The sequence below is a fragment of the Acinetobacter sp. YH1901141 genome (assembly GCF_013416935.1).
Classification (GTDB): domain Bacteria; phylum Pseudomonadota; class Gammaproteobacteria; order Pseudomonadales; family Moraxellaceae; genus Acinetobacter; species Acinetobacter towneri.
Genome location: NZ_VPEY01000011.1, coordinates 1 through 25,494, shown reverse-complemented (window position 1 = coordinate 25,494; position 25,494 = coordinate 1). Strand labels below are relative to the sequence as shown.

Genomic DNA, 25,494 nt, shown 5'->3' with positions numbered 1-25,494 from the left:
TTTTATTTTGAAATATTGTCAACTCATCTATTTATAGCAGCAGATGCGCCAAAGAAGAAAATAAAATTACAGCAATCTGCAAAATACCTCTTGCTTAAAATGCAGCGATAAAAAAACCGAAGCCTAAACTTCGGTTTTATCTGCTTGATGCAATGCTTATTCAGCATCTAGCATTAATTCTGCGCTCATACCAACCGTGTTAAAACCTGCATCGACATACAGAATTTCACCAGTAATACCATTCGCCCATGGTGAGCAAAGGAATAATGCCGCATTACCAACATCTTCAATGGTCACGTTGCGTTTTAAAGGTGCAACTTTTTCATTGAGGTCTAACATTTTACGGAATGATTTAATGCCTGATGCGGCAAGCGTACGAATTGGGCCTGCAGAAATTGCATTCACGCGAATACCGTCAGCACCCAAGCTTGAAGCCAAGTAGCGTACACCTGCTTCTAAAGATGCTTTCGCCATACCCATGACGTTGTAGTTTGGCATCACACGCTCAGAACCTTGATAAGTCAAAGTCAATAAGCAACCTTGGCGTGCTTGTAATAATGGTTTTGCAGCACGTGCCATCGCAATAAAGCTATAAGCACTAATGTCATGCGCAACTTTGAAACCATCACGATCTGTAACATCGGTAAAGTCACCATCTAAAGTATGCGCAGGCGCAAAACCAATCGAGTGAACCAAACCATCCAAACCATCCCAGTGCTTTGCCAAGTCAGCAAAAGCTTGCTCAATTTCTGCATCTACGCCTACATCGCAAGGCAATACAATGCTTGAGCCAAATTGTGCAGCGAAGTCATCAACACGTTTTTTGAGTTTTTCATTCGGATAAGTAAATGCTAATTCTGCACCTTCACGATGCAATGCTTCTGCAATACCAAATGCGATAGATAATTTACTTGCAATACCAGCAATTAAAAAACGCTTACCCGCCAAAAGACCTTGTGCCATGTGAAACTCACCTTGATATATTTCGCAATATCATGCCAATTCTGAACGCATAGTGAAATTGCATAATGCGCCTTTTTTTGCCGTTTATGTAAAAACTCAATGGCGATTCAAGTGAGTGATAGATGACGTCACATGATGATCTGCAAGTGGTGACGTACAATCTTGGTTAAAAACTTGCCCTACCACTTGGCATAATGCTGTTCAAGCAAGCCGTATTCGTTTAACAAAATAATTTCGGTATCGTCTTGTTGAATAGTACCACTAATTTTAGCTTGCCATTGGCTGAACTGACTGCCGACTAGACGCAAATTCAGGTTTTCATAACGGCGCCAACCTGTGCTGACAGTTAAATTCAAACGATGATCCAGTGAGCGAATGCTCCACGAGCCATCATCCTCAGGTTGGAACAACACATCTGTTAAGGGATACAGCACGCCATTAATCCACAAACAGTTTTCGTTGCCAAAACTTTCATTCACACCAGAAGCCAGATTCAAGCCTACACGACGGTCTTCGGTATCCCAAAAGTTGCACGACAACCAAAACCATGCTGTTTCAGGGCGTAAAAAACCGCAGGTATCATCTAAAGAAGCAAAGGTGCGTTCATGGAATTGAATGGTTTGTCCTGTTTTATTAACAAAATAGCCTTCACAGCCGAGTGTGGTCAGTTTTTGGGTGTAAGTCCAACCATTAATACCTGTTGGGCTACACATACTTAGCGGGTCTGTGCCTGCACAAAATATCCGCGCACTGAGTTTAATTTCACCATATTTGGTCACGCGGATATAACGCACACCATTGGCATGTTGAATTTCAATTTGAAATGGCGATTTTTCAAAAAAACTTTGATTAAATAACGGTTGCTCATCTAAAACCGTATTACGCGATAAAAAATTAATCGCATTCCATTCCTGCACTTCGCCCGTCATGTGATTATAAATATAGACAAAACCGTGCCCTGCCCAAGCAATATCGGCAATCGCAAGCCCAATGGTATAGTGTTCGTGCTGAATACTACAAAATTTAAACTTTTTATATTTTAAGCGTTTACGCCAACCCGACAATACTTCACCATACGGTGATTTATATTGATAAGCCTGATAATCAATTTTTTTGGGAAGTTCACTAAAACGTCCATAATGCGGTTGTCCATTCGCCTGAATTAAATCCATTGAAGACATTCCCTATTGTCTAAAAACAATTCATCTTTGGTCGTATTATGCCTACAAATGCATGTACAAAAAACCCGCAGCTTATGATTTTGTTCAAAAAATTATAAAAGCATAGATTGTTTTACTATTTTAAGGCTTGAGCGTTCACTAAATATACAAAATATAAATTAATAGATATCTTCCCCTCAATATTCTGAAGGTATTTAAGCATCAGCATTCAAAGTCAGATAGGTATTTTCCCAACGATTGCCTGAAAATGAGCCTTCAACCAATTGCACATAGCGACCATGCACCTGATCTATCGCAATACAATCATCTACCTCTAAGACCCGATCGGTATGTTGTTTTTGCCAGTGCTTAGCAAAATAGGTTTTACCACGCTGTTTTGCCACCATTGGATTTTGCGCCACCACCAGTACATAACGATGTAACTCGCCAAACTCACGCGGATCATATCCACCTAAATTAATTAAATTCAGTCGGTTTTCTGCCTGATTCGGCTGCGCATCGGTAAATTTTAAATAGTAGGATTTACCTTCAAACTCAACACCATTAATTTGCGCCCATGCGTCAATATGCAAACCTTTCGGTTCTGCAAACCAAGCCTGCTTGAGTTGCGGATAGGTCTGTTCTAAAGAATCACCTACCGCAAGTACCACATCATGCACTTCGGTATTGGCTCGCGCATGACGTCCGCCTAACATCACGATAAATAAACTGGGCATATCCGACTCCTGCGCAAATATCCTAAGCTTGATGGCTTTTATGGTTGATGATTTTTAAGCATGATTGTTTAAAGTAGCGAGAATTTTTCAATCCTCCAAATAAAAAATCGTGCCGAATTGCTTCAGCACGATTGAATTGAAATGTAGCATACTTTATTTCAAGCAGCTTACGATTTACATATCCACCATTTCCACGCCATCAATGCGGGCAACAGTCATTAAGTCTTTATCACCACGACCTGAAACAGTCGCAATAATGATTTGGTCTTTATCCATCGTTGGTGCAAGCTTGCTCACATAAGCCATAGCATGCGAGCTTTCTAAAGCAGGAATAATCCCTTCGATACGGGTTAAATCACGGAAACCTTGCAAGGCTTCTTGGTCATTGATTGGCATGTAATCGACACGGTGCATATCTTTCAGGAAGCTGTGCTCTGGTCCTACACCTGGATAATCCAGACCTGCAGAAATAGAGTGGGTTTCAATGATCTGACCTTGTGCATCCGACATTAAATAAGTACGGTTACCGTGTAATACGCCCACGTGTCCTGCATTCAATGGTGCAGAGTGTTTGCCTGTTTCAATGCCTAAACCTGCAGCTTCGACACCGTACATTTTCACTTCGGCATCGTTCAAGAATGGATAGAACAAGCCCATGGCATTAGAACCACCGCCTACACAAGCTACTAATGCATCAGGTAAACGACCTGCCTGCTCTTGAATTTGGCGACGCGCTTCACGACCAATAATCGACTGGAAATCACGTACCAATTGTGGATATGGGTGTGGGCCAGCGACCGTACCAATCACGTAATATGTAGAGTCAACATTGGTGACCCAGTCACGCATGGCTTCGTTCATGGCATCTTTTAAGGTTTTTGAGCCACTTTCTACAGGTACAACAGTTGCACCAAGTAAACGCATACGGTACACGTTCATGGCCTGACGCTTCACGTCTTCTGCACCCATGAACACCACACATTCCAAGCCTAAACGAGCGGCAATGGTCGCGGTTGCTACACCGTGCTGACCTGCACCTGTTTCGGCAATAATGCGTTTTTTACCAGACAGTTTTGCCAACAGTGCCTGACCAATGGTGTTGTTCACTTTATGTGAGCCAGTATGGTTCAAATCTTCACGTTTTAAGTAAATTTGTGCACCACCCAACTCTTTTGACCATCGCTCAGCATAATACAAAGGACTAGGACGACCTACATAGTAGGCGAGATCGCGGTCGAATTCTGCCAAAAACTGCGGATCATCTTTCATGCGGAAATACAATTTTTCCAAATCTTGTAAAGCCGCCATCAGCGTTTCTGACACAAAACGTCCGCCATGGATCCCAAAATGCCCTTTTGCATCTGGGAATTGGGTATAGTCAATCACTGGGTTATTGTGATTTGTACTTTGCTGATCCACGTTGGACTCCTTGCATGAAGTTTTCTATGAGTTGTTGGTCTTTAATACCTTTTGCAGACTCAACTCCGCCACTGACATCAACGGCATAGGCTTGAGTCGTCTGAATTGCATCTTCAATATTTTCAGGGTTTAAACCACCCGCCAAAATTAAAGGAATATCGAGTTTGGGGAATTTTGACCAGTCAAAACTGTGTCCTGTTCCACCTTTGAGTTCAGGATGCCACGCGTCTAATAATACTGCGCTTGCACCTGCTTGTTGATAGCTTTTTATCGCATCTAACACATTTAAATCAGGTTTGACCTGAATGGCTTTGTACCATCGACGTCCAACTTGCTGTGCTATTTGCTGACATTGCAAGGGTGTTTCATCACCATGAAATTGCAGAATATCTAAAGGTACTTGTTTCAGTACAGCGGCTATTTCTTCTGCCGTTGCATTGACAAATAAACCAACCACTTGCACATAAGCGGGAATGTGTTGCAGCAAGCCTTGTGCTTGCTCAATGCTCACATTGCGTGGACTTGGAGGATAAAACACCAAGCCAATTGCATCTGCACCCGCATGCACAACACTGTTTATATCTTGAATTCGCGTGATTCCGCAAATTTTGGCACGGGTACGCATCGTTTTGGACTCTAATCCTGATTTTCAATCTTCATTTTGCTGATCTTGCTGTGCGTGACTTTTAAATTGTCTGTTCACACTAACAAAATCAGATATTGGGGCGAATCATTGTAATGCAATTTTAAGGGGTTGGGTGCAATTCCAACATCTTTTCACCTCTAAATGTAAACGACCCTGAATAATTATCAGGGTCGTTTATTTTAACTTTATTTCATCGCATAGCGTAAAGTTATCCAAGCAGCACGACCATCTTGATTGAACAATGTTCCATTGGTATAACCAGTGAAATATTCTTTATCAAACATATTTGTTAATTTTGTTTGAATCGAAAATTCAGGCGTCGCTTGATAAGTTATACGGGTATCCACAGTTGCAAATGCACCTAATTCCATTGTGTTTTCTGCATTGGCAAAACGTTTATCTTCAGCATGTACAGAAGCTCCAAGAGTCCATTTATCCAATGTATAGTCTGCAGAAAAATTAAATAATTGCTTAGCTCTCAAAAGCAATTGTTTTCCTTGGTTGACTGTAGACTCATTCTTCGGATCTTGATATGTATAATTCATAGACCAATTAAAATCATTTATTTGTTGCGTCAACGAAAATTCAATACCTTTAATTTTCGCTTTTTCGACATTACTTGGTGCCCAACGATACGGATCACTTGCTATTGGCGCTTCAGCCCATGCAATCATATTATCGATTTCATTATGAAAACCATTTAGTTCCCAATTGACACTATTCATTTGGCCTTTTAAACCAATTTCATAGTTTTGAGATTCTTCTGGTACAAGATTTGGGCTTTCACTACCTGGCCAGTATAAATCGTTAAACGTTGGCGCCTTAAAAGCTGTGCCATAACTAAGATAACTTTGTACCGCATCATTAAAACGATATCCTAAAGTTGCGTTACCAGTTGTGTGAGAACCAAATTGCTCATTATCATCTAAACGGATTGCACCTTGTACATCAAAAATACCAAATGAGCCCAAATATTGTGTGAAATAAGCTTTATTATCTCTCTCTTTCACAGCATAGGTTTTGCTTCCAGAAATTTCATCTTTCTGATAATCCATACCTAATATTAGAGTATTTGATGCATCAAAATTTAATGTATTTAGCCAAGACAAGCTATCTCGCTGCGTATTAATCACTGTTGGGGTTGCGTCACGATTATCAGACTTATCTTCTGAACGACCTAATTTTAGTTGTGTGGTCCATGCATCGAATGGCTTATAAGTTGCACCCAAACTGTAAACATTTTGCTCTATCTTGGTATGTACATTTGTTGCATCAATATAATTTGGACTCCATCTGCTATCATAACTGTCATATTCAGACTCCCCATTTACAACCAATACACTCGCATCTACCGTCAATTGATCAGTGAATTTATGACCCATGCGCAAAGATGCAGACTTATTTTCATACCCATCTTTATCTAAGTCATTCGTTTCATTCAGTGTTGTTGAGTTAAAACCTTGAGTTTTTACTCCAGCAAGACTTAAAGTAGCCCAAGTTCTATCTTGCTTGATATTTATCCCAACATTGCCTTGATAAGTTTCATGTGAGCCATAACCTAATGATACAAATGGCGTAACACCGTCCCGTGAACCTTTACGGGTATAAATTTGAATCACGCCGCCAATAGCTTCAGAACCATATAAACTTGAGCGTGGCCCACGCAAAACTTCCACACGCTCAATTTGATCAATTGGGAAATGTTCAAAGGACATTTCTCCTAATGTAGCCGAACCTACTTTTTGCCCATCCACCAACACCAACACATGACGATTATTGGTACCACGAATTGAAATACCAGTAACTTTCCCTAAACCACCCTGATTTGTATAGGTGACACCTGGAATAGTTCTTAATAAATCTTGTAAAGATGTAAGTTGCTGACGTTCAATTTCTTCACGATTAATAACAGTAACAGCAGCCAGTGTTTTACTCGTTTCTTGCTCCACAAGGTTAGCAACAGTATTAATTGTCGGTAATACCACTTCTTTCTCAGCAGCCATAGCATTTGAGAGTGGAGATAAAACAAAGAAAGTTCCAAGAAAGGTTCTATAAATTGAATACATGATTTCTTTTCCTAACGCACCGCCCGTGCGAATCAAAAATATGGATAATGCATAAGCGGTTGTAGGAATAAGCACCATAATAAAATTATGCTATCCAGTTATAACGCCCACCGCATTAAATTAGGTCTGCAGCAGGCCGGTCTCCGGACTTAAGTTATATAACTATTCACCGTTGCGGGGGCAGTGTTAGCTTCAAATCATGATTTTGACTAACTTCCCAGTTTCACTTTTTTAAAAAGCACCTGAAGCGCCCGAAGAGTAAATTTCAAGCAGTAATAAGTCAAGTTCAAATTCCCTTCTTCACCTCATATTTCTTTTGCTATCTAAATACTTTAGGGTATCAATCATTAATTTACGAGGAACAAAACCATGGGCCACCGTTTAAGCAAAATCTACACCCGCACAGGCGACTCAGGCACAACTGGACTCGGCGATGGCTCACGTGTCGCCAAAGACGATTTACGCATTCATGCACTGGGCGATGTCGATGAACTCAATGCCTGCATAGGCGTATTGCGCTCACAAATTACACATAGCAACATTCAAGACAAAAACACTTGGGACAAATCGCTTAGCCTGATTCAGCACTGGTTATTCGATTTAGGCGGTGAAGTCTGTATTCCCAATTACCATCTCGTCCAACCACTTGCGATTGAGTTCCTAGAACAAGACATTGACCGCATGAATGAAAGCCTGCCAATGCTCAAAGAGTTTATTTTGCCTGCAGGTACATTGGCGTGTAGTTATGCACATCAAGCTCGTGCCGTATGTCGTCGTGCAGAACGTAGTTTAATGACCGTACACAACCGTGATCAAAATATTCAGGCACCATCTTTGCAATTACTGAACCGACTGTCTGACTGGCTATTTGTGGCATCTCGCAGCTTGCAACGTGCCGAAAGAGGCAGCGAAGTGTTATGGCAAAAGAACATCAATGACAGTATTGGTAACTGACATCACACTCTAGAATCGGAAACTAAAATAAAGCCCTGATTTTGCATCTAAAAAATCACGTCGGATGCTGCTTGAAATTTCACATCATCCGACCAAAATAAGAGATGTCATCTCTTTGTCACGTCGTACTTGCAAAATGAAAGCAAACTTTCAATTCATGGGCACATTATGCGCATAATTGGTCATCGTGGTGCGCGTGGCGAAGCGCCTGAAAACACGCTTGGTGGTTTTGAATACATTCAAAATATTGGCATTCGTGCGGTTGAGTTTGATGTGCGTCAACTCAAAGACAATGCCTTGGTGGTTATGCATGATGATCAATTCATCCGCACGACAGGACAAGACAAAGCGTTGTATGAATGTAGTCTGGAAGATTTAAACCATTATAACCATGCGGTGATGTGGTCGGACTGGAATAAAGTCGAAACCACCCCCCTACTCAATCAAACCATGACCATTATTCAAAATTTTGATCATATTGAAGTTGAAGTCAAAGCGGTCAACTCGCATGCCGATGCCGAAAAAATTACCCAAAGTTTAGAGCAACATTTACAGGGTTTTGAGCACAACGCCATTATCACCAGTTTTGATCCGAAAATTCACTGGGCTTTACAACAACAAAAATCACGCTTTAAACGCGGTTTATTGGTTGAAGATGATCTGCAATATCAAGCCATTGATCAGGCTTTAGAATTAGGTTGTTGCCAAATTGGTTGGATGAACGAACTCGCAACCGGTGCGCTCATTCAAGCCACACAACAGGCCAAACTGAATATCAGCGTTTGGACAGTCAACCAGATTGAACGCGCCAAACAGCTTAAAGATTTAGGGATTCAGGGTTTAATTACCGATTATCCTAAACTGATGATGCAACACTTGTAAGCGGTAACCTTAAGCATATTGATGAATAAATAAATGATTTATCGTGCTTGTTTGGCTACCGTATATCATATTTCCGTAAAATCTCGCAGATACCATTATATTCTGTTACCACCCAGTACAATACAACTGTACAATAATGCTGTGATCGTGAATACGCTCATGCTAATATGCGAAAAAATTAATCCCTAAAAATTTTAATACTATGATTTCAATCTATAGATCGGTCATAGCGTTATAACGGATTAAGCGTCCATTTATACCTCCCAAGGTTCTAGGAGTGCTGTTGGAGATGAATGCTCCCTTACCCAAAGCCCCAATCAACTGGATTGCCATCTTTGCACTGGTTTTCTTACCTATTGTTGCAGTGATCGCGATTCCTTGGTATGCCTATCACCATGATTTTAGCTTAGCCGCTTGGATCAGCATGTTTGTATTACTTGGCGTAAGTAGCTTGGGTATTACAGCAGGTTATCACCGTTTATGGGCACACCGTGCTTATGAAGCTACCCTTCCCTTGAAAATCATTTTAATGATTATGGGAACATTTGCCGTTCAGAACAGTATTTTGTTCTGGGGTTCAGGTCACCGCACCCATCACCGCCATGTTGATGATGTCGAAAAAGACCCATATTCAATTAATAATGGTTTTTGGTTTGCGCACATGGGCTGGATGCTACGTGACTACCCTGCCGCAGAGCCAAACTTTAAAAATGCGCCAGATTTGTTAAATGACAAACTGGTGATGTTCCAACACAAATACTATATTCCGCTTGTGATTGCGGTTCACGTTGGCATTTTAGTGCCAATTGGTTGGGCTGTAGGCGATATGTGGGGCGTGTTGTTATTGGGCGGTTTAATGCGTCTGATTTTAAGCCACCATGTTACCTTCTTTATTAACTCGCTGTGCCACATGTGGGGTTCGCGTCCGTATACTGACGAAAACACCGCGTGTGATAACTTCTGGTTAGCAATTGCCACTTGGGGCGAGGGCTATCATAACTATCACCATATTTTCCAGTACGATTATCGTAATGGCGTAAAATGGTGGCAATATGACCCAACCAAATGGTTAATTTGGACATGCTCAAAGTTGGGCTTAGCGAAAAACTTGCGTCGTATTCCAAGCTTTAATATTAAAAAAGCAGAATTGGCGATGCGTTTTAAATATGCAGAGCAAGACTTGGCAGTTTATGGTCACAATGTAAATGATGACATTGGTCAAGTTAAAAGCCGTCTTGCGCAAGAATATGATGCCTTTACCCAAACCCTGAACGATTGGGCAAAGTTAAAAGAGCAAGAAATTCAGGCGAAAAAAGCGTCTGTAGCTGAAAAAATTCACCAAATGGATGACAAATTAAAAGTTGAATTCCAGTTGGTTGAACAGCGTCTTTCACACCATCGTGAAACATTGAACTTGCTGATGCGTAACCTAAAAAAGAACCCTGTATCTGAATAAACCTCTGTTCTGATGCACTGCGAAAGCCCTGACCTGTTCAGGGCTTTCTGCATTGTTAGGCTACAGTTTTTAAAGTCCAAGTTTGCTATAGTGAAACTCACTTTGTGCCAAGCGCTTCATCATCATGCAATTTAATCCACGTTATCCGACCCTGCCCGCCCGTCTTTATCACATGCAGCAGCCTTTACCTTTAAAAGGTGCAAAAGCAGGACACTTTAATGCTGCATTGGCAAAAGAACTGCAATGGACAGCAGAGGAACAACAACAATGGGTTGAAATTTGCAGCGGACAAACCACGTTTAAAGAATTTCCTGCTTTGGCAATGGTCTATGCAGGACATCAATTTGGTCAGTGGGCAGGTCAATTGGGAGATGGACGCGGTTTACTCATTGCGCAAGTTTTGGACACACATCAACGTACCATCGATCTACATTTAAAAGGTGCAGGTGCAACGCCTTATTCACGTATGGGAGATGGACGTGCAGTATTACGTTCAGTGATTCGTGAATATTTGGCAGGTCATGCTTTAAATGCGCTGGGTGTGCCATCAAGCAATGCCGTTGGATTTACCTCATCTACTCAAGGCGTACAACGTGAAAAATTAGAACTTGGTGCAATGCTATTACGCACATCAGACTGTCATATTCGCTTGGGACATTTTGAATGGATCAATCATTATCAACCTGAATTACTGCCTGAATTTGTGCAAAAGTGTATTGAATGGCACTACCCAGAATGCTTGGCAACCGAACAGCCGATACTCGCTTTTGCTACGAAAGTCATTCAACGTACCGCTGTCATGATTGCAAAGTGGCAACTGGTCGGTTTTGCGCATGGCGTGATGAACACCGACAATTTAAATATCACAGGTTCAACACTCGATTTCGGTCCTTATGGCTTTATGGAGCGTTTTCGTCCCAATTGGATCAACAATCATTCGGACTATCAAGGACGTTATACCTACCAACAACAACCCAGCGTAGCACACTGGAATTTATGGGTCTGGTTAAATAATTTAATTCCACTTGAGCAAAACCCAGATCAGAAAGAACACTGGAAACAAGCACTGGCAGCATGTTTAGAGCATTTTGAACCGACTTTTTTAGAGCATTACAAACTTGGTTTATGTGAAAAAATGGGACTACCAAGTTTCCACAAAGACAGTTTTGACTGCGCTACCAACTTCTTACGCATTTTGCAAAGTGAGCAACTGGATTACACCCAAAGCTTTATCCGCCTACAAAATAAACAATACACAGAAATACTGGATGATTGTTTGGATCGTCGTCAGTGGGAAAGCTTTTTAGCGCAGTATTTACAGATTCGTGAATATCAAGACACCGATGATTTAGATGCTGCAATGCAACAGGTAAACCCTCACTATATTTTGCGCAATCACATGGCACAAAAGGCGATTGAGCAAGCAGAGCGTGATGATTTTTCAGAAGTTGAGCGTTTATTTAACTTACTCAGCCAGCCATATATTCAGCAAACAGCATTGGAAACACCTGAAGATTTAGCGCCTTTGCCAAGTGATGTGCCAGAAGTGATGGTGAGTTGTTCATCTTAATACTGATGCACTCGCCAAAGGACGTTTAGAATTCCAGCAAAGTTATACACATTTTCTGTGGAAAAAGCTGTGGTTATCCACAGGATAAACTTTTAAGGTAAAGATGAATGGCACAAACACAGAAATCACTGCATCAACTTGCTGCCAATACCGCAGAAAAATTACCTGAAGTGAGCTTAAGCGAACCTTTTGGCGATGGCTGTTTGGTGCATAAGGTGGTTGATAAAGTGTTTATGCTGAGTTTGTATTTAAATGGTCATGCCATCATCAATCTAAAAGTGCAGCCTGAACATGGTGCCATGCTACGCGATTTTTATCCGTATATCCGAACAGGTTGGCACATGAACAAACAGCACTGGATTTCAATTTTTGCAGATGAGGACTTAGATGCACAACTGGTGCAAGATTTGGTCTTAAATTCTTATGAGCTGGTAGTCGCAAAATTAAAGAAAGTAGAAAGACAACGGATTGAGCTTTTGCGTAGTGCAACTTGAGTCAATAAAAATTTTTTAAAGCTATTTGCTCTGCACTTTTTCAACATAATATCTAACTAAGAAAACAAAAGCGAATCTTCCAAGATTCGCTTTTTCTATACCTGAGACTTACTCTTCTGGATACTCAAAGCGATAGCCTACACCATACACTGCTTGAATCCATTCATGCCGATTACCTGTTTCGGCAGCGTCAGAAATTTTACGGCGTAAGTTTTTAATGTGGCTATCAATCACACGGTCAGCTACTTCAAAACTGTCAGGGTTAATATGATCTAGCAATTGCGCTCTTGAATACACCTGCCCCACATGCTCTAAAAACAATTCCAATAAACGAAATTCGGTCGGGGTCAAATTCAAGGTTTTTTGCTGATACCAAATACGCTGCTGCGCTTTATCCATGCGGAATAAATCATTGCTTTCAGGCTCAACTTTGCGTTCTAAGCGACGCAAAACCGCTTGCACGCGCGCGACCAATTCTTTTGGACTAAAAGGCTTACAAACATAATCGTCTGCCCCCATGTTTAAACCCAGCACCCGATCAATTTCTTCTGTTCGGGCGGTGACCATAATAATTGGCACATCGGACTGTTCACGTACTTTGCGGCAAATGGTCAGGCCGTCCATGCGTGGTACCATCAAATCCAAAATCATCAGGCTTGGTTTACGCTGCAAAAAGCTGTCATAAGCTTCTTGCCCATCATGAAACATACTGACTTCAAAACCAGCAGCTTCTAAATAATCTCGTACCAATTGGGCCAGTTCAATTTCATCTTCAACCAGCAAGATATGTTTCATGCACGATTCCTTAAAGTCCTTCAAGATTTGATTGTTTTTGGAAAGCTTAATTTGCAGCGTAAACCACCCAATGGTGAATGAGCAAAACTTAACTCTCCGCCCAATGCTTTGGCAATTTTGACCGATAAGGCCAAACCTAAACCTGTCCCGCCTGTGGCACGTGTACGTGAATCATCGGCACGATAAAAACGCTCACCCAAACGTGCCAATTGTTCATCACTTAAACCAAACGGACTGTCATCTACATACACTGTCCATTCTGTTGCACTTTGACTGGTGTGAATATGCACCTGCCCACCCGCTTCGGTATAACGAATACTATTACTGAGCAAGTTGAGCATAATTTGTTTAAAACGGTCTATATCCAATTGTAATTGCGTGCCTTCACCCGACACGATCAAGTCCAACTGCGCCTGTTCAAATTTCGGCTTAAAGCTTTCGATTTCCTGCTCAATCACTTGCCATGGATCAATGCTCGAGAAATAGCATTTCAGCTGCATGGCTTCGGCTTGCGCCAAGTCCGATAAATCCTGTGTCAGTTTTTTCAGATTATTGACCTGATGCATCATCGCAGCCAAATGCTCTGGTGTGGCTTTGCGGATACCATCTTGCATGGCTTCAATTTGCGCCTGCAACACCGCCAATGGCGTTTTTAATTCATGCGAAGTATCTGCCACCCACTGACGACGTGAAGTTTCATGTTGATCTAAAATCACCGCCAAATGATTCAATTCGGTAGATAAATCACCCAACTCATCATTACGATTGACCTTGACCTGATGCTGATAATGGCCTTTGGTTAATTCACGTGTGCCATTTAATAAACGCTGAATCGGCTTTTTAAAATAGGTCGCCAACAACAATGCAGCAATCAAGCTCGCCAAAATACTTAAAGCATAAACCAATAATAAATAACGAGTTTGTTTACTAAAAAAGTTAATACTTAAAGCATCTTCCTGATCTAACACAGGTTTTAAGCCCAAATAGCCCACGACTTTTTCATTGACCATAATTGGACGATAGGAAATTTGAGTTTCAGCAGGCTCTCCCACTACAAATTGCCGCTGTGCATCATATAAAGATAAGCGTGAACTCAAGCCTAAACGGTCAGGCATCGAAATAAATTGTTTTTTTCCAGATGATTCTGTCGCGTTTTGGTGTCCTTCATTTTTACGATCAGGACGGAAAGCATTCTGATTGGCACTCAAAGGAAATACTAAACCTTCAAATGGCTGAAATTGTGAAGGTAAATTCAGCTCTAACCAGCGAAGTTCTTCCGCATTGGCTTGTCGTTTGCCTGGCTCAGGCTCGACTACACTTGAGTTGACATTGGCGAGGGTGTGTTCCTGAAAATAACGCTGCTGCAAAGCAATGTCATACTGACGACGCAACCACCACCGCGATAAACGGTCATAATCATCGGGCGCAGCTTCACCTTCAATTTGGAGAATTTGCGCCTGAATGGCATTGCCCCAATCGTGATATACCGCATAGACTTCTGCCAAGTTTTGAGTGAGCAAGTCCAGCTTTTGCATTTCGACATCGGCCACATATTTGCTGAAGTTTCGCTGCATATTGACATGCAATACCCCCAAGCTGACCGTGGTAATCAGAAAGGTCGTCAGCAGCACTGTTAAGAACAGGCGTAATGCGATGGGTATACGGCGAATTTTCAAAAGCGCAATCTCAGCTTTTTTTGTCGATTTTGAGCATTGTAACCAACAGTGCTAGAAAAAACTCTCCATTGTTTCTACATCTTTATTATTTAATCTTTAATCATCCAAAATCACATGCTCTTGTATGGGGGAATTTAGAATGAATAAGATGACAAAAATTGCTTTAGCCACTGCCAGCGTTTTATCTGTAGGTGCGTTGACTGCCTGTCAATCCACCCAAGCACCAAAAGATATGAAGCAGTCGCAATATATGCATGGTCATTATCAGAAAGACCGTCACATGACGCCTGAACAACGCAAACAATTTGAAAAAATGCGTACTGAACGTAAACAAGTCATGCAAGACATAAAAAAAGCCTGCGATGGCAAAGCGGTGGGTTCAGCAGTCCAAGTCAAAGCAGGTGAGCAAACACTAGAAGGCACATGTGCGATTACATTTAAACCGAACCGTGATGAAATGAAACGTGGTGAACATCACCCAATGCGTGCCGATAAAGCCGATCGTGGTCAATTCCGTGGCATGCATATGCATCGTGGCGAACCACTAACCGATGCGAAACGTGCTGAGTTAACCCAGCAATACGATCAACGTTTAGCTGAACGTCAAGCGCGTCAACAAGCTGCGACCAAAGCCTGCCAAGGTCAAACCGATGGTAAAGCCGTGCAGCTAAAAGTCGGCATACAAACAATAGATGGCAAATGTATCGTTCACTTCCAGCCTAAAGCACCTGTTTCAGCACTGGATAAGGCTGCTTAAGCCACTCTAAAAAGCATAAATAGATAAAAAAGGCGCAAATTGCGCCTTTTTTATTGGACATATCTCTTTACGGTTTTGACTATTTGTATCATTTCAAATTCAGCAAAACTATTTACACTCAAACAACTTAGCCATTTCAAGGTAAAAATCTTTGACTTTACAGTCACCAAGAAATGCTATGCAAATGCTTGTACCGAATTAGAAGATGTTGCACGATTACAACCAATGCAACACGGCATGTCTAATAAGGCATGCGCTGAAATCCATTTAAAATATAACGCTGGTCAAACCAGTATTGAGGAAACCGATATGCCACAATACAAAGCGCCTTTACGTGATATGCAATTTGTTTTGCATGAATTATTAAATGCCGAAGATCACTATTCAAAATTACCTGCATTCCAAGAAAACGTAAGCCGTGAATTGGTTGACCAATATTTGGAAGCTGCAGCAGATTTCTGTGAAAATGAACTTTCTCCAATCAACCAAAGCGGTGACCGTGAAGGTTGTACTTGGAATGATGGCGTGGTGACTACACCAACGGGCTTTAAAGAAGCGTATCAAAAATATATCGAACTTGGCTTCCCGTCTCTTTCTGCTGAAGAACAATACGGCGGTCAAGGTCTACCTGTTTCTCTAGGAAACGTGATTTCAGAAATGGTCGGTACAGCAAACTGGGCATGGGGCATGTACCCAGGTCTTTCTCATGGTGCTGTACGTACTTTAGAACACCACGGTTCAGATGAACAAAAAGCAACCTATCTGCCAAAGCTTGTTTCAGGTGAGTGGACAGGTACCATGTGTTTAACCGAATCTCATGCAGGTTCTGACTTGGGTATTATCCGTACTAAAGCTGAACCTCAGGCCGACGGAAGCTATGCAATCTCGGGCGAGAAAATCTTTATCTCTGCTGGTGAACATGACATGGCAGAGAATATCGTGCACATCGTATTGGCACGTTTACCTGGTGCACCTAAAGGAACTAAAGGTATTTCTCTGTTCATCGTTCCTAAGTTCAACCTGAATGCAGATGGTTCTTTAGGGGAGCGTAATGGTGTACGTTGTGGTTCAATCGAACACAAAATGGGTATTCATGGCAATGCAACTTGCGTCATCAACTTTGATAATGCGAAAGGTTTCTTGATTGGCCCTGAAAACCGTGGTCTAAACTGCATGTTCACGTTCATGAACACTGCACGTATCGGTACAGCGGTACAAGGTCTTGCAGCATCTGAAGGTTCTTTCCAAGGTGCGTTGACTTATGCCAAAGACCGTTTAGCAATGCGCTCACTTTCTGGTCCGAAAGCTCCTGAAAAAGAAGCAGATCCAATTATTGTGCATCCTGCTGTACGCAATATGCTATTGACTCAAAAAGCGTTTGCTGAAGGTGGTCGCGCACTAGTGTATCTGTTGTCTCTACACGCAGATATCGTTGAACAAGGTGCAACTGAAGAAGAACGTAAGTTCTCTGACAACATCTTGTCTTTATTGACGCCTATTGCAAAAGCATTCTTAACTGAAACAGGTTCTGAATCTGCAAAACATGGTGTGCAAGTCTTCGGCGGTCATGGCTTCATTTCTGAGCATGGCATGGAACAAATTGTGCGTGATACACGTATTTCATGCTTGTACGAAGGTACAACTGAAATTCAAGCAATCGATTTGTTAGGTCGTAAAGTTTTGGGTACACAAGGTGCAATGTTGAAAGACTTCACCAAAATCATCCATAAATTTGCAGAAGCCAACAAAGACAACGCAGCAATGCAAGAATTTGTTGAACCGCTCGCAGCGCTCAATAAAGAATGGGGCGATTTGACCATGCAAATTGGTATGCGTGCAATGCAAAACCCTGAGGAAGTAGGTGCTGCAGCAGTAGACTACATGTACTTCTCTGGTTATGTAACACTAGCTTACCTATGGGCACGTATGGCATTGGTCGCTCAAGAAGCACTTGCAGCAGGCACAACCGATGTAGACTTCTACAATGCTAAAGTGACGACTGCACGTTTCTACTTCAAGAAAATCTTGCCACGTGTTCGCTCACACGTAGACGTGATTGCAACAGGTGTAGAGCCACTATTTGCATTAGATGCTGAACACTTTGCTTTCTAAGCGAAAATTGAAACTCGCTAAATATTGAACATATTTAGCGGGATATTCAAAATGTTGTACTCTTGAGTACAGAAATTGAGAAAGGACGGTCATAGCATTGACAGTCCTTTTTCTTTATAAATAAAGCATTCTTTCGCTTTAGTGGTCTACAACATTCACAATTGTAGATTACACTGAACTCAACGAATCAAGATTCAAACAATAAACAGGTGAACTCACATGCCAATTTATAATGCCCCACTTGCCGATATGAAATTCATCTTAAATGATGTATTCAATGCAGAACAATTCTGGCAAAACAATGAAAACCTCGCTCACCTTGATGCTGCAACGGCTGAAGCAATTTTGGAAGAAATGGCAAAATTTGCCCAAAATGTGACGTTGCCTATTAACCGTAGCGGTGATGAAGAAGGCGCGACCTATAACAATGGCGAAGTCACCACACCTGCTGGATTTAAAGAAGCATTTAAACAATATGCCGAAGGCGGCTGGATTGGTTTAGGCGCAGATGAAGAATGGGGTGGTCAAGGCATGCCAAAAATGCTGACAGTATTGTCAGATGAAATGCTGTTTGCCACCAACCCATCCTTCATGTTGTATCCACTGCTATCTGTCGGTGCAGGCATGGCGTTAAGCAGTTATGCATCACAAGAACAGAAAGAAACGTATTTACCTAAAATCTACTCTGGCGAATGGTCAGGCACCATGTGCTTAACTGAACCGCATGCAGGTACAGATTTAGGGATTATTAAAACTAAAGCTGAACGCAACGAAGATGGTACTTATAACATTACAGGTACTAAGATCTTCATTACAGGTGGTGATCACGACCTCGCAGAAAACATCATTCACTTAGTTTTAGCGAAAACACCAGACGCTCCTGCAGGTTCACGCGGTATTTCTTTATTCATCGTGCCAAAATTCCTGGTGAATGAAGATGGTTCATTGGGCGAACGTAACCCTGTAGGCCCAGGTTCAATCGAACACAAAATGGGCATTAAAGCCTCTGCAACATGTGTGATGAACTTTGATGGTGCCAAAGGCTACTTAGTGGGTAAAGAAAACGAAGGCTTGGCTGCCATGTTCATCATGATGAACTACGAACGCCTGTCTATGGGGATTCAAGGTTTAGGCGCATCAGAATTTGCCTATCAAAATGCTGCACAATATGCGACTGACCGTATTCAAGGCCGTAGTGCATCGGGTGTAAAATCACCAAACAAAGCTGCAGACAGCATTTTGGTACATGGCGATGTACGTCGTATGTTACTTAATGCACGTGCCAATAATGAAGCTTCGCGTGCATTTGCGGTATATGTGGGTCAACAATTGGATATCACTAAATTCTCTACCGATGCAGAAGTTGTGAAAAAAGCCAATGACCGTGTTGCATTGTTAACTCCAATTGCCAAAGCCTACTTAACCGATACTGCATTTAACGCTGTAATTGATTCACAAATGGTCTTCGGTGGTCATGGTTATATCCGTGAATGGGGTATGGAGCAATGTGTTCGTGATTTACGTATCGCCCAAATTTATGAAGGCACCAACGGCGTACAATCGCAAGACTTGATTGGTCGTAAAACCATTAAATGTAATGGCGAATTTATTGCAGAATACATTGCAGAAATCCGTGATTTCACCAATGGTTTAGATGCAGACCTCAACTTCATTAAAGATGCAACTTTAGATGCAGCGACTGAAGTTGAATCCGTGACTCAATACGTTTTAAATGCAGCCAAAGAAAATGTAGATTTCCCGAACGCAGCAGCGGTTGATTATTTACATGCGGTAGGTTTGCTCAGCTTCTCATATATGTTTGCGCGCATTGCCAATGCAGCCAAGCAAAAAGAGGGTGAGTTCTATCAAAACAAATTGTCATTGGCACTGTACTTTGTACAACGTATTTTGCCAGAACTGGCTTTACGCATTACCAAAGTGAAAGCGGGTGCAGAAGTGGTGATGAACTTCAGTGAAGATTACTTCACTAACCAGTCTTAATTAATACATTATCGCAAAAACGCCTGAATCATCAGGCGTTTTTTTGTACTAAATTTTATATCCCTATTCTAAATTGTGCATGAAATTTGCATCACCTTTGTTGAAGTCTGAATATCCATACTTAAACAGGAGGTGAAAATGGCAGTACGTCGTTCAAAAATAGATAAAAATATTCAAGCAGTTGAAAGCCTATTAGACAAATATGGCAATTGGGCTGTAGAAAGTTTTCATTATCTTGCGCTCTTTATCATTGGCTGTATGGTCATTTGGTCTGCTGGACATACGGTAATTGATATTTTCACCATCAAACAATATGCCACTATTGATGACATCTTATTGCTTTTTATCTATTTAGAACTAGGAGCAATGGTTGGTATTTATTTTAAAACCAATCACATGCCTGTACGTTTTTTAATTTATATTGCCATTACCGCACTAACCCGTTTGCTAATTTCAGATATTCAACACGACCATAAAGCTGATCTCGATTTAGTGATTATTACTGGTTCAATTTTAATTTTAGCCGCTGCAATTTTAGTGGTGCGTTTTGCATCTTGGCATTACCCTTCCGTTATTCGAGACAAGCACAGTGAAAAGCCTTTAGCACAAGGCAAAACCCCTCGCCCAGAAGATGATGAATTGGCGTAAAAATCTAAAATAGGTCAAAAAAATGCTTCTAGATACTCAATATCTAGAAGCATTGATGTCTATGATTTCACTTTTTTCTCAACGATTTGCCACCAACACATAACGCCCATGTTCAAAAATCCAATACATGCCTCGTGGCGGAGCAGGTAAACCCAAGTGCTGCCAGTCGGTCACCACACGATAGGTCGAACTTTCAATATGTGCGCTACTTGGCTCACCATTTACCCAACTGTAACTTTGGTGGTTATATTGCACAGTACTTGGCGCATTGTATTGAATATTGATGCCACTACGAATCGTGGGCTGCCCCCACTGCGGCACAGGTCGTTGATGGTATGGATAATGTGGTGGATAGGAATAGGGTTGCTGTGAATGATAAGGTCGATGCTGCGGATAAGCAGGACGATGTTGTGGCGAATAAGGACGATGCTGATCACGCTGTGTATTGACGCCTGTATATCCTGCCCAACGATTGGTTTCGGCCAAGCTCTGCATCGACACACCTAAAAATAGCATGCCACTCAATGCAGTTAAAATCGCCACTTTCATATCTAGCACTCCTATTTTCATATTTTTATTCTAAGCTCAAATTAAGGATAAACAATGAATAAAAAATCAGCAATTTTAAACTTTCGTCTCCGCAGATTTCACCGACACGGCTCGCCATTTATGAAATATCTATAGCCCCTATGCTAAGATACATTTTTTTTGAAATTGGATGAAACCTCGTGCCTGAATTAAATTTTGACCGCCTTCATCAGTTTTTCTGCAAAGTTCCGAGTGTACAGCAAGCCCGTGTAGACGCTTATGGTTCAGACGGTCAGCATGCATGGTGGTTCAAATTTCAAATTGATGTAGAACATCCGTTAGCATGGCAAACTGTGCAGGAATTGGGACATGTGCTGAATTATATTTCCAGAGATGAGCGCTTGCCGACTCAATTCTTACCTGTTTCACCGCCACCGTATATGAATGGTGAAGCCAAAGATTTTTTATCGTGGGTAATTCAATGCAACCATCCAGAATTTAGCCCAGATGTGGTTTGTGATTGGTTAGAAGCGCGTTTACCGAATCCTGTGGATGATGAAGCACAATGGAAAATCAAAACCGATATTGCCGAGTTAGATCAAATGAGTGATAAAGATTTGGATGAAATGGTGCCGCCAAATCCTGTAAAGTAATATTCGGCTCAAAAAAATCCCTCTTTCAATAAGAGGGATTTTTGAGTTCAAGGCATACAATTAAAAAATCAAAAGGTCGATAAACCACTCCATTCCATAAAGCGATACAGCGCATATTTCCACTTCGACTCATCGGCATAAACCGCATAATCCACACTCATATTTTTACCCTCAAGGTTTGACCATGCGGTATTAAAATAGTGTTGAGCATCCTGAAATACAGGGTCTTGCACCTGTCCGACCACACGCAAGTTGCTTTCTAAATTATAGTTTTTTAAATTACGTGCGGTGAAATTAGCAGAACCTAAAATCAACTCAGCCTGTGTGGCATTCGATTTCATCAGCATTTTATTGTGGCATTGCTCGCCTTGGGTATTACACCAACGTATCTTCACCCCTGCAGCATGTAATTCTGCCGCTACTTGTCGGTTTGGAATGCCATTTTTTTCACGTCCAAAAGCATCTTTATTCGGATCTAACAACACCCGTACCTGTACACCACGTTGTTGTGCAGCAATCAGTGCCTTGATGATTTGTCGCTCCGATAAATAGAACATTGCCAAATCCAGATGTTCTTGCGCTTTGGTCTGCCGAATCAGTGTCAAACTGGCCTCTAAAATGGCTTGTTCAGTGATGACTTGCACTTGAGGATAAGACGAATCTGCCTCAAACTCCCCCACAATCACCCCAGACAGATTACCCTGCGACATACGCGCGACGGCTTGTTCTGTTTGCAACACATCTACTGCAGTATTGCCCGTCACCAATAACGCGCTGTTAGAATGACGTGAACTGCCATCATGTGGATTAAACGACGTGACCAATGCTTTCCAGCCTTCGGCGGTATCGACCACCATGGTTTTACGATGATTAGCTTTAAAATTGAACAAGCTGAAATAACTGCGCAAGGTAATTTTATCTTTACCGAAAGGACTGGGTAGCCAACCCTTTTCGGCATTATTTGGAATGCCCTGACAGCAGAGATACCAAAACCCCGACCACAGCGGATTCGATGCGCGCAGCGGGGTTAAATCTGTTTCAATCACATCAATACCTGCCTGACGCAATTGACGATAATGTTCAGGTGCAATGCCACCATATACCGAATTAATGGGATCAGTAATGACTTTGATTTCAATATTTGGCTGCAGCTGACGTTTATGAATTAAAGCATCGGTGAGTTGCTGTGTCAGTGGTTGATGCTGCTGTTTAGATGTTCCCACTTCAGGATTAAACAAGAACATATCCAATACAATGGTGCTTTGTGCTGCATCAACCAGCTCTAAAATTTCATTAAAAATTTGATGCTGTTGTTGCTGAACACCTTGCGCGTCGATATAGGTCTGATCGGCAATAAATTTAATAGGCGCATGACGTAACTTTCCAGTGTAATTCAGCCCTTCGGGCAATGGTTTTAAGCTGTGGTAGGTCGCAGACGCCAAATAACCTAAAGCCAGAAAACTTATAATAAGTCCCACATACGCCCGAGGCGACCAATTCAATTTTTGATGAATTCGCTGAAAAATACGCATAACAAAAAACCTAGTCCGATGCGCTCAGACTAGGTTTTATTGTTTGGATTTTCAAGAGGATTTCTGTGTTTTCACGCAGACATCCCATAAAGCTTAAATTGTATTTTAGAAACCAAATTCAACGCCCACAGTAAAGTTACGACCTACTTGTGGAATATGCGACAAGAAAGATGCATGTGAATAGACTTCATCATCTAACAAGTTGTTGGCTTTAAAATACACACGGTAATCTTGTTTATTGGCATAGTTTCCTGCATAAGCTACGCCAACATTGACCATGTTATAGCCTTCTGTTTCTTGTTCATACGCTGCAATTTTGTCTTGCTTAAATACACGATAGTATTCCGCCATACCCGACCAACCATCGGCAAAGTTAGCATCTACTTTAGTTCCCAAACGGCCTGCAGGTACACGTGGTGCATTTTGGTTATCTATTTCGCCACGAACATAATCACCAAACACACTGAGTTTATAATCTGGGCTCAGCTGATAGCCTAACTTGGCTTCTGTACCGTAGAATTTGGCTTTGTCTTGAGTATATTCAAGTTCTAAGAATCCTTCCTCATTTCTCGCCCCTTGAGCCTGTCCATAAATATAGTTGTCAAACCAGTTATGGTAAACATGCAGCGAATAATCAAATTTGTCGGCTTCATAGTGTAAACCTAGCTCTAAATTATTCGATTTTTCTGGACTCAGATTCACATTACCATGCTCAATAGTTTTTGTGGCGTAGTGTTTACCTTGCGCATATAACTCTTGTGCCAACGGTAAACGTTGCTGGTGTGAACCTGTAAGCGACAATTTATAGTTGGGTGCAAACTGCCAATTGGCTGCAGCAGACGCAGACACACCTGTATCTGAATAGTCTTTTAGATCAGCATCAACATCAATTTTTTGATGTTCAACCCGTGCACCAAGTTCAACATGTACATCACCAAATTGTTTATGCTCTAAACCAAATAAGCTATATTTTTCAGTTTTCGTATTTGGCATAAGTACGGCATGATCATGTCCGTCATGTTCATCTTCAGCATGATCATGCGCGGCAGCAGTAATAATATCTAATTGTTGTTGACTATATTGTGTACCAAATACACCTTCCCAACCTGCAACGGGTTTGTGCACCAATTCCAAACGTGCATCATAACCTTTGTTTTTAAAATTACTAACAACCTCATGACCTTCAATTTCATCATGTTCATAGTCAGTAAAACTGGCATGCGCACGCAGTTTATCAAAGCCTGCAAAGGGCTGATCAAGCTCGGTACGCAAATCATAACGATGTGATTCTAAATCCACCCATGGGCCAGCGGTATGTTCGTGTGTATGATCGCCATCTTCATCACCATGAGAACCATGCCCTGGCAATCCATATTTATCCTGACGGTTACTGTATGACACGCCCACAAAACCACGGTCATGTATCCATGAGCCACCAATATTCACCGTTTGCCCTTCGGCAAAGGTATTCTCTACACGACGTGCTTTATCAAAATGCGTGCCTTCATCATCATGATCATGTGCAGGGTCATGATGTCCGTGATCATGGTCGTCATGTCCTGCTTCATCATTATGATGTTCTACCCAATAGTTTGGGGTAATGTAATCATTAGCCTTACGCTTAGAACCTTCTATACGCAGCGCAAACTGATCACCAATTGCTGCGGTCACACCTGCGCTGGCCAGTTTTTCATCACTGCCTGTGTTATAACGCAGACCGACTTGTCCTTCTAAACCATTATTTGGCATTTGCGTTGGAATTTTTTGGTCAGTGACATTGACCAAACCACCTACGGTACCCGCACTATAAAGTAAGGTTGATGGCCCACGAATAATTTCAACTTGCTTGGCTAAAATTGGATCTACCGTTACCGCATGGTCGGGTGAAAGTGTAGAAACATCTGCCGTTTCTGAAGCATGTTGCAGCACTTTAACACGTGGGCCATCTTGCCCACGAATGACAGGTCGGCTAGAGCCTGAACCATATTGGTTAGAATAGACACCTAGCTCATCTGCCATTGCATCACCAATAGTGGTGCTACGCTCTGCCAACGTTTTCTGATCAATTACATGATCTGCTACAGCGAAATCTGCTGCAGTTTGTACCAAAGGATGTGCTTGTAGCTGAATCGTTTCCAGTTGTGTATTGGTAGCATCCGTATTGGCAAATGCTGCTGGACTAAGTACTGCAAAAATTGAAACTGTTATTAAATTCTTATGGAACGCCATGACTATTTCACTCAGCCCAAAACAAAAACAACATGTTATAACATAACAAAAGAGAATAGAAGAATAATTTGATTACTATCAATTGAAATCGCAGATTCAAATCCCAAGTGCAACACATTTGTAGTTAGTTGAAAAAGTTAGGTGTATTCATAGAATCATTAGACTTTTTCAACTCGCAATTGGAAAGCACACAATGAAGAAATACACCCAACTTTC

21 protein-coding genes and 1 riboswitch are annotated in these 25,494 nt (G+C 41.6%); of the genes, 10 read left to right on the top strand and 11 right to left on the bottom strand.

The genetic code is table 11. The features are described 5' to 3' along the window. Nucleotides 1-156: 156 nt before the first annotated feature. The 6 genes from FTV52_RS07805 to FTV52_RS07780 form a co-directional block, all read right to left on the bottom strand. Nucleotides 157-963 carry an enoyl-ACP reductase gene (locus tag FTV52_RS07805; RefSeq protein ID WP_004975071.1) on the bottom strand — a complete coding sequence of 269 codons (807 nt, stop codon included), beginning with the start codon at nucleotides 961-963 and terminating at the stop codon, nucleotides 157-159. 179 nt (nucleotides 964-1,142) lie between these two features. Then, the gene (locus FTV52_RS07800; protein ID WP_004975070.1) at nucleotides 1,143-2,135 is read right to left on the bottom strand and encodes a DUF2804 domain-containing protein; all 993 of its coding nucleotides are present in this window, start codon (nucleotides 2,133-2,135) and stop codon (nucleotides 1,143-1,145) included. A gap of 203 nt (nucleotides 2,136-2,338) precedes the next feature. Beyond that, nucleotides 2,339-2,860, bottom strand: a complete 522-nt coding sequence (locus FTV52_RS07795; RefSeq protein ID WP_179990492.1) for a DUF1543 domain-containing protein — start codon at nucleotides 2,858-2,860, stop codon at nucleotides 2,339-2,341. A 174-nt stretch (nucleotides 2,861-3,034) separates the two neighbouring features. Further along, nucleotides 3,035-4,279, bottom strand: coding sequence for a tryptophan synthase subunit beta (trpB, locus tag FTV52_RS07790; RefSeq protein WP_179990490.1), 1,245 nt, complete (start codon nucleotides 4,277-4,279; stop codon nucleotides 3,035-3,037). Continuing rightward, nucleotides 4,251-4,904, bottom strand: coding sequence for a phosphoribosylanthranilate isomerase (locus tag FTV52_RS07785; protein WP_004975062.1), 654 nt, complete (start codon nucleotides 4,902-4,904; stop codon nucleotides 4,251-4,253). The genes trpB and FTV52_RS07785 overlap by 29 nt, the downstream gene beginning before the upstream one ends. Before the next feature lie 206 nt (nucleotides 4,905-5,110). Then, a complete protein-coding gene (locus FTV52_RS07780; RefSeq protein WP_257221693.1) occupies nucleotides 5,111-7,069 on the bottom strand; it encodes a TonB-dependent receptor domain-containing protein in 1,959 nt (652 codons plus the stop codon). 38 nt (nucleotides 7,070-7,107) lie between these two features. Beyond that, nucleotides 7,108-7,252, bottom strand: a riboswitch (cobalamin riboswitch). A 108-nt stretch (nucleotides 7,253-7,360) separates the two neighbouring features. On the opposite strand from FTV52_RS07780, the gene FTV52_RS07775 reads away from it, so the two are divergent. From FTV52_RS07775 to FTV52_RS07755, 5 genes are all read left to right on the top strand, one after another. After that, entirely contained in the window at nucleotides 7,361-7,945 is a 585-nt protein-coding gene (locus FTV52_RS07775; protein ID WP_004975056.1) for a cob(I)yrinic acid a,c-diamide adenosyltransferase, read from the top strand. A 168-nt stretch (nucleotides 7,946-8,113) separates the two neighbouring features. Next, a complete protein-coding gene (locus FTV52_RS07770; RefSeq protein ID WP_179990488.1) occupies nucleotides 8,114-8,827 on the top strand; it encodes a glycerophosphodiester phosphodiesterase in 714 nt (237 codons plus the stop codon). Between the two features lie 289 nt (nucleotides 8,828-9,116). Next, nucleotides 9,117-10,283, top strand: a complete 1,167-nt coding sequence (locus FTV52_RS07765; protein ID WP_179990486.1) for an acyl-CoA desaturase — start codon at nucleotides 9,117-9,119, stop codon at nucleotides 10,281-10,283. Nucleotides 10,284-10,407: 124 nt separating this feature from the next. Then, nucleotides 10,408-11,853, top strand: a complete 1,446-nt coding sequence (locus tag FTV52_RS07760; RefSeq protein ID WP_179990484.1) for a YdiU family protein — start codon at nucleotides 10,408-10,410, stop codon at nucleotides 11,851-11,853. A 107-nt stretch (nucleotides 11,854-11,960) separates the two neighbouring features. Further along, nucleotides 11,961-12,347 (top strand): MmcQ/YjbR family DNA-binding protein, encoded by a 387-nt coding sequence (locus FTV52_RS07755; RefSeq protein ID WP_168461631.1) that lies wholly within the window; start codon nucleotides 11,961-11,963, stop codon nucleotides 12,345-12,347. A gap of 108 nt (nucleotides 12,348-12,455) precedes the next feature. On the opposite strand, the gene FTV52_RS07750 is transcribed toward FTV52_RS07755, so the two are convergent. Both FTV52_RS07750 and baeS read right to left on the bottom strand, forming a co-directional pair. Further along, the gene (locus tag FTV52_RS07750; protein ID WP_168418565.1) at nucleotides 12,456-13,142 is read right to left on the bottom strand and encodes a response regulator; all 687 of its coding nucleotides are present in this window, start codon (nucleotides 13,140-13,142) and stop codon (nucleotides 12,456-12,458) included. Between the two features lie 20 nt (nucleotides 13,143-13,162). Continuing rightward, the gene (gene baeS, locus FTV52_RS07745; protein WP_179990482.1) at nucleotides 13,163-14,818 is read right to left on the bottom strand and encodes a sensor histidine kinase efflux regulator BaeS; all 1,656 of its coding nucleotides are present in this window, start codon (nucleotides 14,816-14,818) and stop codon (nucleotides 13,163-13,165) included. Nucleotides 14,819-14,957: 139 nt separating this feature from the next. Between baeS and FTV52_RS07740 the strand changes: the two genes are divergently transcribed. From FTV52_RS07740 to FTV52_RS07725, 4 genes are all read left to right on the top strand, one after another. Further along, complete coding sequence (locus tag FTV52_RS07740) at nucleotides 14,958-15,575, top strand: hypothetical protein (RefSeq protein ID WP_179990481.1); 618 nt, start codon at nucleotides 14,958-14,960, stop codon at nucleotides 15,573-15,575. A 309-nt stretch (nucleotides 15,576-15,884) separates the two neighbouring features. After that, nucleotides 15,885-17,687, top strand: coding sequence for an acyl-CoA dehydrogenase C-terminal domain-containing protein (locus FTV52_RS07735; protein WP_179990523.1), 1,803 nt, complete (start codon nucleotides 15,885-15,887; stop codon nucleotides 17,685-17,687). A 219-nt stretch (nucleotides 17,688-17,906) separates the two neighbouring features. Continuing rightward, the gene (locus FTV52_RS07730) at nucleotides 17,907-19,688 is read left to right on the top strand and encodes an acyl-CoA dehydrogenase C-terminal domain-containing protein (protein WP_179990479.1); all 1,782 of its coding nucleotides are present in this window, start codon (nucleotides 17,907-17,909) and stop codon (nucleotides 19,686-19,688) included. A gap of 138 nt (nucleotides 19,689-19,826) precedes the next feature. After that, the gene (locus FTV52_RS07725; protein WP_004975036.1) at nucleotides 19,827-20,336 is read left to right on the top strand and encodes a phosphate-starvation-inducible protein PsiE; all 510 of its coding nucleotides are present in this window, start codon (nucleotides 19,827-19,829) and stop codon (nucleotides 20,334-20,336) included. 78 nt (nucleotides 20,337-20,414) lie between these two features. On the opposite strand, the gene FTV52_RS07720 is transcribed toward FTV52_RS07725, so the two are convergent. Continuing rightward, nucleotides 20,415-20,885 carry an RcnB family protein gene (locus tag FTV52_RS07720; RefSeq protein WP_004975035.1) on the bottom strand — a complete coding sequence of 157 codons (471 nt, stop codon included), beginning with the start codon at nucleotides 20,883-20,885 and terminating at the stop codon, nucleotides 20,415-20,417. A gap of 179 nt (nucleotides 20,886-21,064) precedes the next feature. Here FTV52_RS07720 and FTV52_RS07715 point away from each other — a divergent pair, with 179 nt between their 5' ends. Beyond that, complete coding sequence (locus FTV52_RS07715) at nucleotides 21,065-21,517, top strand: hypothetical protein (RefSeq protein ID WP_004975032.1); 453 nt, start codon at nucleotides 21,065-21,067, stop codon at nucleotides 21,515-21,517. Between the two features lie 68 nt (nucleotides 21,518-21,585). On the opposite strand, the gene FTV52_RS07710 is transcribed toward FTV52_RS07715, so the two are convergent. Beyond that, nucleotides 21,586-23,049: a phospholipase D family protein gene (locus FTV52_RS07710; protein WP_179990477.1), complete on the bottom strand. Its 1,464-nt coding sequence runs from the start codon at nucleotides 23,047-23,049 to the stop codon at nucleotides 21,586-21,588. A gap of 105 nt (nucleotides 23,050-23,154) precedes the next feature. Then, entirely contained in the window at nucleotides 23,155-25,278 is a 2,124-nt protein-coding gene (gene znuD / locus FTV52_RS07705) for a zinc piracy TonB-dependent receptor ZnuD (RefSeq protein WP_179990475.1), read from the bottom strand. Nucleotides 25,279-25,494 lie beyond the last annotated feature (216 nt).